The 15,925-nt window shown below is 59.2% G+C and carries 18 protein-coding genes, 1 tRNA gene and 1 rRNA gene; 12 read left to right on the top strand and 8 right to left on the bottom strand.

What is annotated here, in order from left to right:
• Nucleotides 1-100, top strand: a 5S ribosomal RNA gene (gene rrf / locus ACB040_RS10285); the annotation flags it as partial.
• 95 nt (nt 101-195) lie between these two features.
• A tRNA-Asp gene (locus ACB040_RS10290) sits at nt 196-272 on the top strand.
• Nucleotides 273-749: 477 nt separating this feature from the next.
• Here ACB040_RS10290 and ACB040_RS10295 read toward each other — a convergent pair.
• Nucleotides 750-1,115 (bottom strand): YijD family membrane protein, encoded by a 366-nt coding sequence (locus tag ACB040_RS10295; protein ID WP_371154756.1) that lies wholly within the window; start codon nt 1,113-1,115, stop codon nt 750-752.
• Nucleotides 1,116-1,134: 19 nt separating this feature from the next.
• Entirely contained in the window at nt 1,135-1,755 is a 621-nt protein-coding gene (gene fabR / locus ACB040_RS10300) for an HTH-type transcriptional repressor FabR (RefSeq protein ID WP_005339921.1), read from the bottom strand.
• Nucleotides 1,756-1,902: 147 nt separating this feature from the next.
• Between fabR and ACB040_RS10305 the strand changes: the two genes are divergently transcribed.
• Entirely contained in the window at nt 1,903-3,021 is a 1,119-nt protein-coding gene (locus tag ACB040_RS10305; RefSeq protein ID WP_270905515.1) for a fatty acid desaturase, read from the top strand.
• Nucleotides 3,022-3,231: 210 nt separating this feature from the next.
• On the opposite strand, the gene ACB040_RS10310 is transcribed toward ACB040_RS10305, so the two are convergent.
• Nucleotides 3,232-3,387 (bottom strand): hypothetical protein, encoded by a 156-nt coding sequence (locus ACB040_RS10310; protein ID WP_005348505.1) that lies wholly within the window; start codon nt 3,385-3,387, stop codon nt 3,232-3,234.
• Nucleotides 3,388-3,562: 175 nt separating this feature from the next.
• Here ACB040_RS10310 and ACB040_RS10315 point away from each other — a divergent pair, with 175 nt between their 5' ends.
• Nucleotides 3,563-4,189, top strand: a complete 627-nt coding sequence (locus ACB040_RS10315; protein ID WP_005348507.1) for a lysoplasmalogenase — start codon at nt 3,563-3,565, stop codon at nt 4,187-4,189.
• 77 nt (nt 4,190-4,266) lie between these two features.
• On the opposite strand, the gene ACB040_RS10320 is transcribed toward ACB040_RS10315, so the two are convergent.
• Complete coding sequence (locus ACB040_RS10320) at nt 4,267-5,820, bottom strand: DHA2 family efflux MFS transporter permease subunit (protein WP_236354021.1); 1,554 nt, start codon at nt 5,818-5,820, stop codon at nt 4,267-4,269.
• Nucleotides 5,820-6,872 (bottom strand): HlyD family secretion protein, encoded by a 1,053-nt coding sequence (locus tag ACB040_RS10325; RefSeq protein ID WP_371154752.1) that lies wholly within the window; start codon nt 6,870-6,872, stop codon nt 5,820-5,822. The genes ACB040_RS10320 and ACB040_RS10325 overlap by 1 nt, the downstream gene beginning before the upstream one ends.
• Nucleotides 6,873-6,968: 96 nt before the next feature.
• Between ACB040_RS10325 and ACB040_RS10330 the strand changes: the two genes are divergently transcribed.
• Nucleotides 6,969-7,871 (top strand): LysR family transcriptional regulator, encoded by a 903-nt coding sequence (locus tag ACB040_RS10330; protein WP_236281489.1) that lies wholly within the window; start codon nt 6,969-6,971, stop codon nt 7,869-7,871.
• Between the two features lie 9 nt (nt 7,872-7,880).
• Nucleotides 7,881-8,195, top strand: a complete 315-nt coding sequence (locus ACB040_RS10335) for a DUF2007 domain-containing protein (RefSeq protein ID WP_005339933.1) — start codon at nt 7,881-7,883, stop codon at nt 8,193-8,195.
• Nucleotides 8,196-8,206: 11 nt separating this feature from the next.
• On the opposite strand, the gene ACB040_RS10340 is transcribed toward ACB040_RS10335, so the two are convergent.
• Entirely contained in the window at nt 8,207-9,490 is a 1,284-nt protein-coding gene (locus ACB040_RS10340; protein ID WP_042052525.1) for a dicarboxylate/amino acid:cation symporter, read from the bottom strand.
• A gap of 208 nt (nt 9,491-9,698) precedes the next feature.
• On the opposite strand from ACB040_RS10340, the gene ACB040_RS10345 reads away from it, so the two are divergent.
• Together ACB040_RS10345 and ACB040_RS10350 are read left to right on the top strand one after the other, a co-directional pair.
• Nucleotides 9,699-9,944, top strand: a complete 246-nt coding sequence (locus tag ACB040_RS10345) for a YecH family metal-binding protein (RefSeq protein ID WP_005357633.1) — start codon at nt 9,699-9,701, stop codon at nt 9,942-9,944.
• A gap of 99 nt (nt 9,945-10,043) precedes the next feature.
• Nucleotides 10,044-10,643 carry a YhgN family NAAT transporter gene (locus tag ACB040_RS10350; protein ID WP_013724175.1) on the top strand — a complete coding sequence of 200 codons (600 nt, stop codon included), beginning with the start codon at nt 10,044-10,046 and terminating at the stop codon, nt 10,641-10,643.
• A 77-nt stretch (nt 10,644-10,720) separates the two neighbouring features.
• Here ACB040_RS10350 and ACB040_RS10355 read toward each other — a convergent pair whose 3' ends face one another.
• Nucleotides 10,721-11,689 (bottom strand): LysR family transcriptional regulator, encoded by a 969-nt coding sequence (locus tag ACB040_RS10355; protein ID WP_338772891.1) that lies wholly within the window; start codon nt 11,687-11,689, stop codon nt 10,721-10,723.
• 276 nt (nt 11,690-11,965) lie between these two features.
• Here ACB040_RS10355 and tatA point away from each other — a divergent pair, with 276 nt between their 5' ends.
• From tatA to ACB040_RS10370, 3 genes are all read left to right on the top strand, one after another.
• A complete protein-coding gene (tatA, locus tag ACB040_RS10360; RefSeq protein ID WP_005339944.1) occupies nt 11,966-12,127 on the top strand; it encodes a twin-arginine translocase TatA/TatE family subunit in 162 nt (53 codons plus the stop codon).
• Between the two features lie 16 nt (nt 12,128-12,143).
• Entirely contained in the window at nt 12,144-12,446 is a 303-nt protein-coding gene (locus ACB040_RS10365) for a YfcZ/YiiS family protein (protein ID WP_005339945.1), read from the top strand.
• 229 nt (nt 12,447-12,675) lie between these two features.
• Nucleotides 12,676-14,097 (top strand): lytic transglycosylase F, encoded by a 1,422-nt coding sequence (locus ACB040_RS10370; protein WP_021231555.1) that lies wholly within the window; start codon nt 12,676-12,678, stop codon nt 14,095-14,097.
• On the opposite strand, the gene ACB040_RS10375 is transcribed toward ACB040_RS10370, so the two are convergent.
• Nucleotides 14,075-14,251 carry a hypothetical protein gene (locus ACB040_RS10375; RefSeq protein ID WP_168797173.1) on the bottom strand — a complete coding sequence of 59 codons (177 nt, stop codon included), beginning with the start codon at nt 14,249-14,251 and terminating at the stop codon, nt 14,075-14,077. The two genes, ACB040_RS10370 and ACB040_RS10375, sit on opposite strands and share 23 nt — an antisense overlap.
• Before the next feature lie 73 nt (nt 14,252-14,324).
• Between ACB040_RS10375 and ACB040_RS10380 the strand changes: the two genes are divergently transcribed.
• Nucleotides 14,325-15,578 carry a phospholipase D family protein gene (locus ACB040_RS10380; protein ID WP_338772885.1) on the top strand — a complete coding sequence of 418 codons (1,254 nt, stop codon included), beginning with the start codon at nt 14,325-14,327 and terminating at the stop codon, nt 15,576-15,578.
• The last annotated feature ends 347 nt before the right edge of the window (nt 15,579-15,925 follow it).

Consider the following 15,925-nt stretch of genomic DNA (forward strand, 5'->3'; position numbering starts at 1 on the left):
GCCGTGGAACCACCTGATCCCATGCCGAACTCAGAAGTGAAACGCGGTAGCGCCGATGGTAGTGTGGCATTCGCCATGCGAGAGTAGGACACTGCCAGGCACCCAATTAAATGGTGATGTGAAAACACATACCCAGCTGCGAGGGTGACACCTCAGAAAAAGCGGCAAACAATTTAGCGCAAGCTAACCGAATGCGGAGCGGTAGTTCAGTCGGTTAGAATACCGGCCTGTCACGCCGGGGGTCGCGGGTTCGAGTCCCGTCCGCTCCGCCACTAATTTTGAAGGCCTTCCCTGATGGGAAGGCCTTTTTGCTATGGGCGATTTTGCCCAGCGACCCACAGGTTTGCACATCGGAACCAACACAAAGCCCGGCTTCATGACCGGGCTTTGGTATTTTTAGCGTGTTAAACAGCCAACGTTTGGTTTTTACCTGCCGAGAGAGTGCCAGATAGCCGGTTATTTCTACCATTTTCTGGCTATATCAGAGTCTTATCAGTTTCATTCACAGCAATTTGAACGACTCTGCAGGTGGTCAAATCAGGCTTCTGTCGCTTGCTGGCTACAGAGCAGTTCCATATTGACCACCCCCTCTTCCATTTGCACGTCGATCTTGACGCCCAGCAGCTTGACTAGGTTGGGAATACCGAGATTGCCGGATTAATCAGGTACTGTTCAAGCAAAGAGGCCTTCCCGACGGGAAGGCCTCTTTGCTTTATCTATCAGCTGATTACCATCACTCGGTCGATTTATCAGGGCCTCTCTTTGTTGCCAATGCTCAGGCCGAGCTTGATGGAGAGGGCCGCCAGTAACAGCAGCATCATAATCAGAGAGAAGAAGTTGCTGCCAAGCTCCGGGTATTGCACCTTGAGCAGCGCGGAGTGGCCGAAGACACCGATAAAGAAGCAAAGCAGGGTGCAGATGGGGGTGTTGCCCACCATAGGTTCATGGCGATAGTGCTGGAACAGCTGATAGGCCGCCAGCCAGAGGGCAATCAGCGGGAAGAAGGAGAAAGGCACGACCGAGTTGGTCAGCACGGCCAGAGAGGCATCGCCACAGATACCAATCAGCATGGCCATGGCGAGCGGTTTTTTCGGGATCATAAGCTGTTCAGTCATATCGTTCTCCATCCTGTGGTCATGGGTGAGGTTCACGGCGCTTCTGGTTTTGTACCTCGGCGCCCATGGCGATCATCCGCAGTTGGCGAATTGTTCGGTCGGAGAGTGCACGGCACTCTTCGCTGGTCATGTCGAGTGCATCGGCACCGGCACTGAAGACGATGGTGACCATGGCTTCTGCCTGGATGTAGGCATCTTCCCGTGGTGCTTCTGTGGTGGCTTCCAGATAATCGGTCAGCTCTGCGATAAAGTGCTGGATTTCGCGAGCCACCGCCTGACGAAAGGCGGCCGAGGTGCCGGAGCGTTCCCGCAGCAGCAGCCGGAAGATGTTGGGGTTGTTCTCGACGAACTCCATAAAGGTCTGCACCGAGGTGCTGATGACACTGCCACCACCGGCAATGCGCTGGCGTGCCTGTCGCATCAGTTGGCGCAGAGTAAGACCTCCTTCGTCAACCAGGGTCAGGCCCAGTTCCTCCATATCGCGAAAGTGGCGATAGAAAGAGGTTGGGGCGATACCCGCTTCGCGAGCGACTTCCCGCAGGCTGAGATTGGAGAAACTCCGATTGGCGCACAGTTGGCTGAATGCAGCATCGATCAATGTACGCCGGGTTTTTTCTTTTTGTTGAGCGCGAATACCCACGAAATCAGTCACCTTCAGCTTAACGAGGACAAATGATAACCCGAAGGCGCCTCAGGATCAGGTTTGTATCCTACTTTTTTACCATTGACCGTGAGGAAATCACCATAGAAAATGGCTAACAGCTGTTCGCTGAAAGGATGCAATGAGATGGCCAGACCCCCCATTATTTTCACCAATACCCTGCTGTTCTCCCTCTCCGGGATAGTGGCGTTGATTGTCGTGCCCTGGTACGGCGTGAGCCACGGTTACGATCTCTGGCAGTGGGCCAGTTTCCTGTTGCTGTTCTGCCTGAGTGGTCTCTCCATCACCGCAGGCTATCACCGGCTCTGGTCGCACAAGGCCTACAAGGCGCACCCCGCTTTGCAGTGGTTGTTTGCCATCGGCGGTGCGTTGGCGCTGCAGAATTCTGCCCTGCACTGGTCGGCCGATCACCGCCGTCACCATCGTCATGTGGATGACAACGATAAAGACCCCTACAGCGCGGGGCGCGGTTTCTGGTATTCGCACATCGGCTGGATGTTGCGGGAGCATCAAGGAGATCGCTATGGCGATTACAGCAATGTGCGAGACCTGCAAAACAACCCGGTGGTCGCGTTTCAGCACCGTCACTATCTGACGCTGGCACTGGCGGCTAATCTGGGGCTGCCGCTGCTGCTCGGCTTGTGGCACGGGGACTTGCTCGGCATGTTGCTGTTGGCGGGCGTGCTGAGGATGGTGATGACTCACCACACCACCTTCTTCATCAATTCGCTGGCCCACATCTGGGGCAGTCAGCCCTATACCGATCGCAATACCGCTCGCGATAACGGCATTCTGGCTTTTTTCACCTTTGGCGAGGGGTACCACAACTTTCACCACCTGTTCGAGAATGATTACCGCAACGGCATCCACTGGTGGCAGTTCGATCCGACCAAGTGGTTGATCCGGCTCGCCTCCTGGTGCGGTCTGGCGGGAGATCTCAGATCTTCGCCGGAGGAGCGTATCGAACAAGCCCGGCTGCAGATGCAGCTGAAACGGGCACAAGCCAAGTTGCGCAAGCAGGAAGATCGCGAACTGTGGCAGGCGCTGCTGCAGCAGGAGTACGACAAGCTGAGCCAGCAGTTGCAACACTATTACGCCAGTCGCAAGCGGCTGCTGGAGCTGCGCAAGCGCAAGGCGCTGGCGCGCTATGACCGCCTCAAGCTGCAACTGGAGTACCGGGCCTTGCGTGACGGCTTTATCGCTGGTAAACGCAACTGGAGTCGTTTGCTGGCAGGTATTGCATGATGCCGTCCGGTTATCACAGAGGCTAAAAGAGAAGACCGCCTGCTGGCGGTCTTCTCTTTTATGATTCAACTCAAGCTAGTTGGCTTGGCTCTGCTGTTGCTGCAACTGATCCAGTGCCTGTTGCTCCTGCTGGCTAAGACCCAGTTGTTCACAGGCCTGCTCAAAGCTAACCCCCGGATAGCACATCATGATATCCAATAACGGGAGGGCTTAGTTGGCTTGGCTCTGCTGTTGCTGCAACTGATCCAGCGCCTGTTGCTCCTGCTGGCTAAGACCCAGTTGTTCACAGGCCTGCTCAAAGCTGATCCCCAGATGGCACATCATTATATCGATGGCGGGCAGATAGTTCTTCATAGCTTCTTCCATGGTGATCCTCCAGACCCGTCACTTATGCCCTGAACCACTCGGTGCGGCAATTAGACTTTAGGCTTAGCCTGCCCATTTGATAAGCACCCCTGCCACTGGGGGAGGGAATTTGTTACCCTGCACCATGATAAAAACGGTTGCCGTATGACTGCGAGCAACAGGTGAGGAGCAGGGCATGTTATTGAGTTTCTTGATCATCGCTTCAGGTTGGTGGCACATCCGTGCTGCCTACGGTTCAGACAGCCGCCAGTTCTATATCAGCAAGCCGCTGACCATGCTGCTTATCATCGCGTTGGCGTTCGGCTACCAGAGTTATGACCACGACGGTTCCCACGCCTGGATCCTGCTCGGCCTTTGTCTCTCGCTGGCGGGCGATGTGCTGCTGATGCTGCCAAGTGATCGCTTCATTCAGGGGTTGGCGGCATTTCTTGTCGCGCATCTCTGCTATATCGTCGGTTTTGCTCAGGGGCCGTTGTTGCTCAATCTGGTGGATGGTTTGCTGCTGTTGCTGATCGCTGGCATGGTTTTTGGCCTGCTGTGGGGCAAGCTGGGGGAGATGCGGATCCCAGTCTTCTGCTACATGCTGGTGATCATCGGCATGGCCTGGGTGGCCGCCGGTGCCTGGCACGCCTCTCTCACTGCCGGTTCTGCCGCCGCTCTGGTGGGGGCGCTGATGTTCCTCTTCTCCGACAGCATGCTGGCGCTCGATCGCTTCCGCCGCCCCTTTCCCCACGCCCGCGCCTGGGTGATGAGCAGCTACTTCGCAGCGCAATTCCTGATTGCAGGGTCGCTGGCGGGATAACGTCTTCTGGTTGAGTGCAGGTAACAGATAACGAAAAACGGGCATTGGCCCGTTTTTCGATTTATGCCCGGCGTTTTTCACGCCTCTAGCGGTTCGGCATCCGCAGCCCGTGGGGCGGGGGATTTGAGCAATAGCATCAGTGCGCTGGCGATCAGCAGGAAGATCCCCATGATGTAGAACACTTGGTTGTAGGCCATGATGGCCGCCTCCCGGTTGATAGTATTGGCCAGCATGGCCCGTGCTTGCTGCTGGGCAATCTCGGGGCCTGAACCCTGTGCCATCATGCTCTGGGCCAGCTGCAGCAGATAGGTTTGTCCCTCGATACTGCTGGCGGCCAGAGTGCTGCCAATTTGCAGCACATGGGTGCGGGTATCGTTGTCGAGCATGGTCGCGATGATGGCGATACCGAACGCACCACCGAGGTTGCGCAGCACGTTGAGCAGGGTCGAGGAGGAGGGGATCTCGTCGTGGCTCAGGCTGGCGGTGGCGACCAGGGAGAGCGGCACCATGATGAAGGGCTGTCCCAGCGCTCGCACGATGAGCGAATGGATCAGCTGCGGCCCGGCGTAGTCGGCACTCATGTTGACGTTCATAAAGCAGCTGACGGCGAAGATCAGGAAGCCGAAACTCACCAGATAGCGCGGGTCTATCTTGTGGGTCAGTTTGGGCACCAGCGGCAACACCAGCAGTTGCGGCAGCCCCATCCACATCAGGACTTCGCCGATTTCCAGCGCGTTGTAGTTGTGGATCTGGGTCATGTAGAGCGGCAACACATAGATAGATCCCATCAGCGCCATGCCGAGGATCAGATAGGCGAAGCAGGCCAGCGCGAAGCGCGGGTTGTGCAGCAGCCGCAGATTGACCAGCGGGTGACGGCGGATCAGCTGGCTGATAACGAAGAACACCAGCGCCACAGCCGAGATGACCGCCAGTCGCACGATGAAGCTTGAGCCGAACCAGTCTTCCCGGTTGCCCTCTTCCAGTACCACCTCCAGCAAGCCGAGGCCAAGCGCCATGGTGACAATCCCGATGAGGTCTACCCGCTTGATCACGGCCCAGTCCACCGGTTTTTTATCCAGCCCGTGGGCCAGCATGGCCATCACCAGCAGTCCCGGCGGCACGTTGAGATAGAAGATGTAGTGCCACGACATCTGCTCGGTGAGCCAGCCACCGAGGGTCGGGCCGATGGCGGGGGCGAAGGTGGCGCAGAGGCCAAACAGCGCCATGCCGGTGGCCCGCTTCTGTAACGGCAACAGGGTGACGATGAGGGAGAAGGCCATCGGGATCAGCGCCCCGCCGGTGAAGCCCTGCAGCGCCCGGAAGACGATCATGCTGGTGAGGTTCCAACTGAACGAACAGAGCACAGAGGCGGCGATAAAGGCACCGGTGGTCCAGAGCAGGTAGCGGCGCACGCTCAGCCCCCGGCTCAACCAGCCGCTCAGGGGGATGGCGATCATCTCCGCCACCAGATAGGAGGTGGAGATCCAGGAGCTCTCGCTCAGGGTGGCCGACAGGGCCCCCTGAATGTCCTTCAGGGAGGCATTGGTGATCTGGATATCGAGGATGGCCATGAAGGCACCGATAAGGCCCCCCATGACCGCGATCCAGTTGCGACGTGGAATGGGTTCCATCAGTTGGCAGCCACCACGGGATCAGGGGTACGGGTATCCACGATCACTTCGGTAGAGAGACCCGGCAGCAGCTTGCCTGCCAGCGGGCCCGGCTCGGGGATGCGGATCTTGACCGGCACCCGTTGCACGATTTTGGTGAAGTTGCCGGTGGCATTCTCCGGCGGCAGCAGGGCGAACTTGGCGCCGGTGGCCGGGGCCAGGCTGTCGATGATCCCCTCGACCGGTTGATCCGGGTAGGCATCGAGTACCACTTCGACCTTCTGGCCCGGCTGCATATGGGCGAGCTGGGTCTCCTTGAAGTTGGCCTCGACCCACACCTGCTGCAGCGGCACCAGGCTGGCGACCTGCATACCGGACTGGACGTAGAGCCCTTCCCGCAGGCTGCGCTTGCCGATGATGCCGTCGGCCGGTGCCCGCAGTTCGGTGTAGCCGAGCTCCAGCTTGGCCTGTTCCAGTTGTGCTTCGCTCAATGCCAGCTTGGCCAGATTCTGTTTGCGTTCGGCATCCAGTACCAGCAGTCGCTCACGGGCCGCCTGCAGGGCGGCTTGGGCCTCCCGTGCTTGCGCCTGATTGACCTGCAGGCCGGCACGTACCTCGTCCAGACTGTCTTGCGAGCTGTAGTGACGCTGGTTGAGCTGGCTGATGCGGTTGACTTGCTGGCTGGCGCGCAGCTGTTCGGCGTTGGCGGAGGCGACCTTGGCCTCGGCTTGCTGGATCAGGCTCAGTTGTTGGGTGCGAGTGGCCGCCAGATTTTCCGCCGTCGCCAGATTGAGGCGCAGGTCGGCTTTGGCCTCCGCGACCCTGGTTTTGTATTCGCGATCATCGAGACGGGCGATCAGTTGGCCCGCTTTGACCGGCTGGTTGTCGGTGACCAGCACTTCGCGGATATAGCCGGGCAGTTTGGAGCTGATCCCGGTCACTTCACTTTGCAGATAGGCGTTGTCGGTGCTTTCAAAATAGCGGCCGTGAAGATACCAGTAACCGGCGAACAGCAGACCGAGCAGCGCCAATATCATGGCTGCCAGCAGGGGAATTTTTTTGTGTTGACTCATTTTTGTGATTCCTGAACTTAGGGGGCGCAGGCTAACACTGGTCAACTGTTTCGATTAGTATTGGTTCACGAGATATACAGTTTCACTGGTGCAACAATGGATCTCAATGCCGCGTTAATTCTGGTGCGTATCGTCGACAAGGGCTCGTTTACGGGGGCTGCCCGCGAGCTGGGGATGACCAAGGCGATGGTCAGCCGCCGCATCGCCGAGCTTGAACAGCGGCTCGGAGTGCGTCTGCTCTATCGCTCCACTCGTCAGCTCACTTTGACCGAGGAGGGGGAGAAGTACTACCTGCACTGCAGCAAGGCGGTCGATGCCCTGACCGAAGCCGAGCTGATGCTGAGCGCCAGCCAGCAGGAGGTGACCGGCACCCTCAAACTGGCGGTGCCCATCGAGACGGGGCAACTGGTGGTTGGGCGCTTGGTCGCCAAGTTTTTGCAGGCCTATCCCGCCCTGCAGGTGGAGCTGGAACTGACCAACCGGGTGGTGGATCCCATCAGTGAAGGGCTGGATGCGGTGGTGCGGATTGGCGACATGAGCGACTCCAATCTGGCGGCGCGCCGACTCTGGAGCACCGGAAGGCTGCTCTGTGCCAGCCCGGACTATCTGGCCCGCAGCTCGGTCATCGAGCGGCCGGAGGATCTGGCCAACCACGAGCGGGTGACGGTAAGCAGCGGGTTTCTCGCCTCTCACTGGTGTTTCGAGCTGGATGGCAGAGAGGTGCTGGTTGACCCCCCATCCCGTTTTCGGGTCAATAATATTACCTGTGCCCGGGAGGCGGCGAAGGCGGGGCTGGGGTTGGCTTCGTTACCCGCTATGCTCTGTCAGGATGAGCTGGCCAGCGGCGAGCTGGTGATCCTGCTGCCAGAGTGGCAGCAACCCAGGGTGCCGATTTATTTGCTGTTTCCGGAGCGGCAACTGATGCCGCGCAAGTTGCGGGCATTCATCGATTTCATGATTGAGAACGGCGCCGAGTTTGGCATCGACAAGTTGTTGTAAGGGGGAGCTATGGATAACTGGATCAATCTCTATCGCGCCTCACACACCCTGGAGGCACACGCGTTGAAAGGGGCGCTGGAGGCGGAAGGGGTGCTGGTGCGCCTCAATGGCGAGGGGCTGTCGGGCGCCCTTGGCGAGCTGCCGGTCGACATGTTGCAGGTGACCCTGATGGTGCGGGCCGAGGATCGCAGCAAGGCAGGACGGGTCATCGAGCGTTACCAGCAGCGTCAGGGTAACGGCTGGCTGTGCGGCCAATGCGGGGAGGAGAACGGCGCCAACTTCGACGTCTGCTGGCGCTGTCATCACGATCCCCACGACAGCTGATCTCTCTTCCGCTAGCGCGGCGGGAACTCGATATCTTCCCCTGCGCTGGCATCGTGATAGGTCGCCAGATCCAGTTCGTTTTCGCTGCGGGCGATCAGCACCGACACCAGAATATCCCCCGAAACATTGACCGTGGTGCGCGCCATGTCGAGGATCCGGTCAATGCCTGCAATCAGTGCCACCCCTTCCAGCGGCAAGCCCACCGCCGTCAGGGTCAGGGTCAGCAGCATCAACCCGGTGCCCGGGGTGCCAGCGGTGCCGATACTGGCCAGGGTAGCGATGCTGATGATGGTCAGGTAATCGACCATGTGCAGCTCCACACCGAATGCCTGAGCTACGAACAGCGCAGTCACTCCCTGATAGAGAGCTGTGCCATCCATGTTGATGGTGGCGCCGATGGGCAGCACCTTGGCGGTGATGGCGGGGGAGACTCCCAGCCGCTTCTCGGCGCAGGCCAGACTGATGGGCAGGGTGGAGTTGCTGGAGCTGCTGGTGAAGGCCACCGCTTGGGCATCAACGATGCTCTTGAAGTAGTGCAGCGGATTGAGCCGTGCCAGCAGGAGCAGCAGGGTGCTGTAGACCCCGAGCACGTGCAGCAGACAGCCGAGGTAGACGGCGCCGATCACCTTGAGCAGCGGCAGCAGCAGGTCGAGGCCGTACTTGCCGGTCATCCAGGCCATCAGGGCGCAGACACCATAAGGGGCGAGTGCCATCACCATCTGGGTCAGCTTGAACATCCCCTCGGCCAGCGAGGTGAAGAAGAGGATGGCGGGACGGCCACGGCGACCGCTGGCGTTTAGGGCGACCGCCAGCGCCACCGCAAAGACGATCACTTGCAGGATCTTGCCATCCACCATCGCCTGTACCGGATTGCTCGGCACCAGATGGCTCAGCACGCTGGCCAGGGTGGGTGGTTCCGACATGCCGATCCGCTCATAGGGGCCCATGTCGGCGCCCATGCCGGGCTCCAGCAGCCAGCCCATCATCAGGCCGATGCAGATGGCGATGGCGGTGGAGCAGAAGTAGAGGCAGATCGCCTTGCTGCCGATGCGATCGAGAGCCTTGCCCTTGAGCAGCGAGGTGAGACCGGCGATGACCGAGCAGAAAATGAGGGGCACCATCAGCATCTGGATGGTGTTGACGAACAGGACGCCAAGGGGCTTGAGCAGCAGGGCTTGCTCTTCAAAGCCGACGCCCAGACCCACCCCTGTCAGCATGCCGATCAGGGTCTTGAGCCAGAGTGGTCGGCGGGTCCAGATCTGCCAGGGCTTGAGAGCCTCTCCATGGAACAGCATGACGCCAATATCCTTATACATTGTCTGCGATGGCCAAAAGGGGCGCCAGTGTAGCGATCCCTGACGCGGGTTGCCACATTATCGACAAAGCGGTGGCGGTGACCACTCCCCTGACCAGGAAATGCGCAATTTATTGGCCTATATCAAGATCCCTCCGGGCGGGGAGATATTTAATTGGCATTAAATATGTTCATTATTGAGGTGAGAGATGTCGCAATCGGTTCATGGTCATGAGGTGATGGAAATGATGTTGGCGCAAGGGGGGCAATTTACCCGTGCCAGCCTGAAACAGGCGATGGCCGAGCGGTTCGGTGCCGAGGCCCGTTTTCATACCTGCAGCGCCAGCGAGATGGATGCGGAAGCGCTGATCGACTTTCTGGCCGCCCGCGGCAAATTCATCGACTCGGCCGAGGGTTTCCAGACCCGCGCCGACAAGATCTGCAACCACGGTTAATCCCGCTGCGAGCGCATCATGGCGCTCGCTCAATTCTTCGCCCTTTGCTATATTTCGCCCCCTCTCTTTTCCCTATTCAGGGCGTAGCCCGGGCGTTGTATGGATACTTTCTCTGCCGCAGTCATGCTGTTTCTGATCATGGACCCGCTGGGCAACCTGCCGGTCTTCCTCTCTATCCTGCGTCATATCGATCCCAAGCGACGTCGCAAGGTGATGGTGCGTGAGCTGCTCTTCTCGCTGGCCATCATGATGCTGTTCCTGTTCGTCGGTCAGCAGATCCTCGGTTTCCTCAACCTGCGGCAGGAGGCGGTCAGCATTGCGGGTGGCATTATCCTGTTCCTGATCGCCATCAAGATGATCTTCCCGAGTGAAGGGGGCGTGACCGGGCTGGCGGCGGGCGAGGAGCCCTTCCTGGTGCCGATGGCGATCCCGATGATCGCCGGTCCTTCTATCTTGGCTTCTTTGATGCTGCTGGCCAATCAGGAGCCGACCCGGATGGTGGACTGGTCGCTGGCACTCTTTCTGGCCTGGGCCGCCAGCGCGGTGATCCTGATGTTCTACGAGGTATTCAACAAGCTGCTGGGTGAGCGGGGACTCACTGCGGTGGAGCGGTTGATGGGTATGCTGCTGGTGATGATCTCGGTCCAGATGCTGCTGGACGGGGTGCATCACTATCTGGCGGTGACCGGTCAGGGCTGAGCGGTTTACATCTTGAAGTGAATGAAACGGGGCTACGCAGAGCCCCGTTCTTTTTTTCCTGCCGAGAGGGCGTGCCGTCACCCGTGAGTGGTCGCAGCGGGTTCCAGTTTGCTCATGATGAGGGAGAGCAACAATTCCCGCAGCCAGCGGTGGCCCGGATCCTCGCTGTGACGCTGATGCCAGATGAGCAGATGGGAGATGCTGTCCAACCCGATGGGCAGCGGCAGCTGCAACAGCGGATAGACCTGGGTAGCGTGGCGGGCGTAGAGCCTGGAGAGGGTCACTATCATGTCGGAGTGCATCCCCATCCGCAGCGCCGCCTCGAAGGAGGGCACGGTTGCCTCGATACGCCGGTAGAGATCCTGCTCTGCCAGCTTGTGATCCAGCATCCAGCGGTCTCGCCCTTCGCAGTAAGTCTGCACATGGGGATAACTGAGGTAGTGCTCCAGATTCCAGTTGGGCTCTCGCAGCGCGGGGTGGTGCTGCTGCACCAGACAGGTGAGATCATCGACCGCCAGCACTTGCTGACAGATGCTGTCGGGCAGGGTATCGAGCCGATAATCGGAGCTGATGCAGTTCTCCCGCACCGCGAAGGCGATGTCCACCTGTCCCTGACTCATCTCGGTCAGACTGTTCTCGGTCCACTCCTCGTAACGCAAGCGGATCCGTGGTGCCTGCCGCTTCAGCTCGCTCAGGTAGAGCGGGGCAAACAGGGTAAAGGCGCTGTCCATGCTGGCGATGACGAACTCTCGCTCCGAGCTGGCGGGGTCGAACTCGGGCGGCTGGATCAGGTTATCCAGCGACAGCAGGATGGGTTGCAACTGCTGCTGCAGTGCAAGGGCACGGCCGGTGGGTTCCAGCCCGTAGGCAGAGCGGATGAAGAGGGGATCATTGAAGGTATCGCGCAGACGGCCGAGGGCTTTACTGACCGCGGACTGGCTCAGATGAAGGCGGCGTGCCGCCTTGCTGCCGTTGCGCTCTTCCAGCAATACCTGCAGGATAATCAGCAAATTGAGGTCGATGCGACCCAGTTGTTCCAGCAGCATGATATGAATCCTCTTCAATTCTAAGATGAATTTATACCATTTGTTTTCATATCTTGGCGATCTTATCCTCGAATGGTCTCAGGTTCGCATGAACCACTGGTACAGGATGTAGCGGTTGAGGGGACATGTAGCACAATCAATATGGCGACCTCAGGGTCGCCCTATTTTTTGGCTATGATTTATTTGCTCACTTGCACCTGCCTTGATTTTGCCCAACAATCCCTGCGCTCTATTTTGATACAAGTAACAGATATCTCTTTGTGAGGGAGTATCCCTATGGGACTCGGTGGAATTCATATCTGGCATATGCTGATCCTCTTGCTGGTCGTTGTGCTGGTCTTCGGCAGCAAGCGTCTTGCCAGTGCAGGTGAGGATCTGGGTACCGCCATCAAAGATTTTCGCAAGGCGATGCGTGACGACGCAAATCATCCGAAATAAGCAGTAGGAGTAGAAAATGTCTGTAGACGAGAAAGTTGAACTGAACGAAACCTGTGACAGCTGCGGCTGTTTTGCCGAGATCGGCACCATCATCGGCGAAGGCGACGATGTGATGGATCTGGTGATTGAAGCCGCTGCCGAGGCTGATGCCCGCGCCAAGCTGGCTGCCTATGAAGCACTGGCCAAACAGGTCACTGCCGAAGCTCAAGTGAGCAGCGAACTGACCCAGGGCGCCAACGGCGTGATCCTGAAAGCACGCCTGCAATTCACCTGCACCGCCGAAAAACTGATTTTCGAAATGCGGGCCCGCTCTATCTGAGTTGTCTGATAACGCGGCAGGTTTGCCTGCCGTGTTGACCCTTCTGCTGTGGGTCGGCGTTCTATAGTTACTCTATCCCACAGACGTTTTTGCCCGGCGCGAGTCGGCCAACAGAAGGCGCAAACATCATGACGCAGCGATGGATCTCTGCCCCCAATCCCACCCTCTATCGTGATCCGTGCTGCCAACAGGCAGCAGGCGTGACCTCAGCACAGGGGCAGCCATCGTGATGCGACGCTGGATCTGGGCGCTGCTGGCCCTCTGCTGTTTTCCCTTGCTGGCGGCTGAACTCAAGCCACAGCGTCTGCCCCAACCCGGGGATCTCGAAAGCATTCTGCAAAAGCGCGAACTCAGGGCTCTGGTGGTCTATGAGCGCGGCTTCTATTTTCTCGATCGCGGCGCCCAGTACGGCATTCTGGTCAATCAGCTGCAAGGGTTCGAGCGCTGGCTGAACAAGACCTATCTCGCCAAAGAGAAGGTCAAACTCAAGGTGGTCTACATCCCGGTGCGGCAGGACAAGCTGCTGGACTATCTGACCGAGGGGCGCGGCGATCTGGTGGCGGCGACCATGACGGTGACTCCGACCCGGCGTGAACAGGTGGCCTTCTCCCGGCCGCTCATTTCATCCATCGAGGAGTGGGTGGTGAGCCAGCAGAGCCTGCCCGCCTTCAGCCGCATTACCCAGCTCTCCGGCAGGCGGGTCTGGGTGCGCGCCAGCTCCAGCTACTACGAGAGTCTGCGCCAGCTCAACTGGCTGTTTCGCGAGCTGGGGCTGCCCCCCGTCTATATCGAAACGGTGCCCGAATATCTGCAGGATGGCGATCTGCTGGAGATGGTGGCCGCTGGCATTATTCCCCTGACGGTGACTGACAGCTACAAGGGACGGATCTGGCTGGGTGGCATGATCTCCGGCCTCAAGGCTCACAAGTTGATCCCCCTGCGCAGCAATGGCACCAGCGCCTGGGCGCTGCGCAAGAACAGCCCCGAGCTGCTCAAGGCAGTCAATGGCTATCTGGCGAGTGTCAGCCGCAACAGCCTTTACAGCGACATGACCCTGCGCCGGTTGCTGGTTCGCAGCGATCAGATGAGCAATATCCTGGCGCCGGATCCCATGGGGCGCCTCGCGACCATTCGCAAAGTGCTGGAGAAGTACGCCAATCAATACGATCTCGACTGGCTGATGCTGGCGGCGCTTGGCTACAAGGAGTCCGGCCTCAATCCCAAGGCGCGTTCGCCCAAGGGGGCCGTGGGCCTCATGCAGCTGCTGCCCAGTACGGGGCGGGAGGTCGGCATCAACGGCGCCAGACTCACCACGCTGGAGGGAAATGTGGAGGCCGCCTGCCGCTACATGCGGTTGATCCTCGATACCTACTTCAATGATCCCAAGCTGGATCGGCTCAATCGCCACCTGTTTGCCCTCGCCGCCTACAACGCCGGGCCGAACCGGGTGCAGGCGCTGCGAGGCAAGGCGGAGAAGCTGGGGCTCGATCCCAACGTCTGGTTCGGCAACGTGGATCAGCTGGTGGCCAACGAAGTCGGACAGGGGCCGATCAACTATGTCGGCACCATCTACAAGTACTACGTGGCCTATCGTTTCAGCCTGCCCCAGATCGAGGGCAAGGCTGCCGCTATCGAAGCGGCTCAGCCCTGAGCCGGTTGACCGGCAGGGTCGCCTGCACGGTCGGCAATTGCCAGCCACCGTCCCTGTGTTGCAAAAACCAGTAGGCGGGGCCGGTGGCCGGGATGAGATCTGGTTGGCTGAGCTGGCCCAGATAGCGCAACATCGGGGTATCATGCAGTTCCATCAGCAACTCCTTTTGAATATGTGAAGAGGCTCGCCAGCGTTATGACACCCGGCCATGACAGCAGGATGACACCATGATCCCCGGATCCTTTACCCTGATCGATGATCCCCTGCTGGCGCTCAAGGTGCGTTGCCACTGGATCCGCCATGCCCGAGAGCGGATCCAGGCGCAGTACTACAGCTGGGAGGAGGACAGCAGCGGCAAGCTGCTGCTGAGCGAGCTGCTTCACGCCGCCCGGCGTGGCGTCAAGGTACAGCTGCTGGTGGATGATCTCTATGCCGGTGACAACCGCTTTCTGGAAATGGTGGCTCACTACCCCGGGATCGAAGTGCGGCTGTTCAACCCTTTCTGGCTGCGGGGCTGGCGCCCGCTGGCACTGCTGCTGGAGGGGCTGCTCAGCTTTCGCCGTATCAACCACCGGATGCATAACAAGCTGCTGCTGGTGGATGGCAAGCTGGCGCTGATCGGCGGGCGCAACATCGGCGATCGCTACTTCGGTCTGGATCCGCAGGCCCCCTTTGTGGATCTCGATCTCGCCTGTCAGGGGGGCCTGTGCCAGCAGATGGCGCAGGGGTTCGAGCAGTTCTGGCACAGCCGCTGGAGCCACCCCATCCGCCATCTGCTGCGTCGCGAGTTGCTGCCCGCCGAAATAGAGGTGGTCAACGACTTCCTGTTCACCATGACGGATCCGGCGGTGGCAATGGTCTACGATCTGCCCGCGGCGCTGTTTGACGAGAGCGATGTGCCGCTGCAGTGGCATGAGGGGCGGGCCGAGGTGTGGTTCGACCGTCCCGGCAAGGGGCTGATCTCCCGTCCCACCACTGCCCGCCAGCTTTGGCGCCAGCTGGCTGACAATCCCGGCTCGCTGGGGTTGGTGACCCCTTACCTCATCCTGACCCGCGGGTTCCGGCACCGTCTGGCGCGGCTCCGCCAGCAGGGGGTCGCCATCGACATTCTCACCAACTCCTTGGCCAGCACCGATGTGCCGCTGGTCTATGGCGCCTACCAACGTTATCTAGGCTGGTTGCTGCGGCGCGGGATCCGGGTCGCCGAGTTTGACCATGGTCACGGCAGCCTGCACGCCAAGCTGATCCTGCTGGGGGAGGAGCGGGCGCTGTTTGGCAGCCTCAACCTCGATCCCCGCTCGCTGTTTCTCAATACTGAACTGATGCTGCATCTGCACTGCCCGCCGCTCTGCGAGGCGCTGCGAATGTGGCTGGCTCGCTGGCAGGAGCAGGCGGGTGGATTGCCGCGCAAACCCGAGGGGTGGTCAAGGCGACTGATAGCCCGCCTGAGCGACTGGTTGCCACTGCGCCGTTGGCTGTGAGGCGGCCATTTTTTGTGCGAGATCTCGCAAAGCCTTGTAAGCCATTGCTGATGCCCTTTGCGGGTGAATAACCACGCATGAATCTATCTTGCTGTTTTATAACAATTTAGCGGTGATGATAAGGCTGTTTTTTGTACTCTGATGTGAATGGAATTAGCATAAAAACGTTTTTTATTTTGTTTTTATGCGTAATATTTCAGTTGCAAGGACAAACACGGTGGCTTGTCTGCCGTGTGGACGAAGGTTGTAACGGGTAGCTGGCCAGTTGCATTGCTGCAATTGGCGCGCACTTCAGATGGGTCGCGAACTATCGGAAAGTGAAACAGAGACCCGGCGTGGCCGGACTC

It is taken from the genome of Aeromonas sp. S11(2024), from assembly GCF_041402345.1.
GTDB lineage: Bacteria > Pseudomonadota > Gammaproteobacteria > Enterobacterales > Aeromonadaceae > Aeromonas > Aeromonas veronii.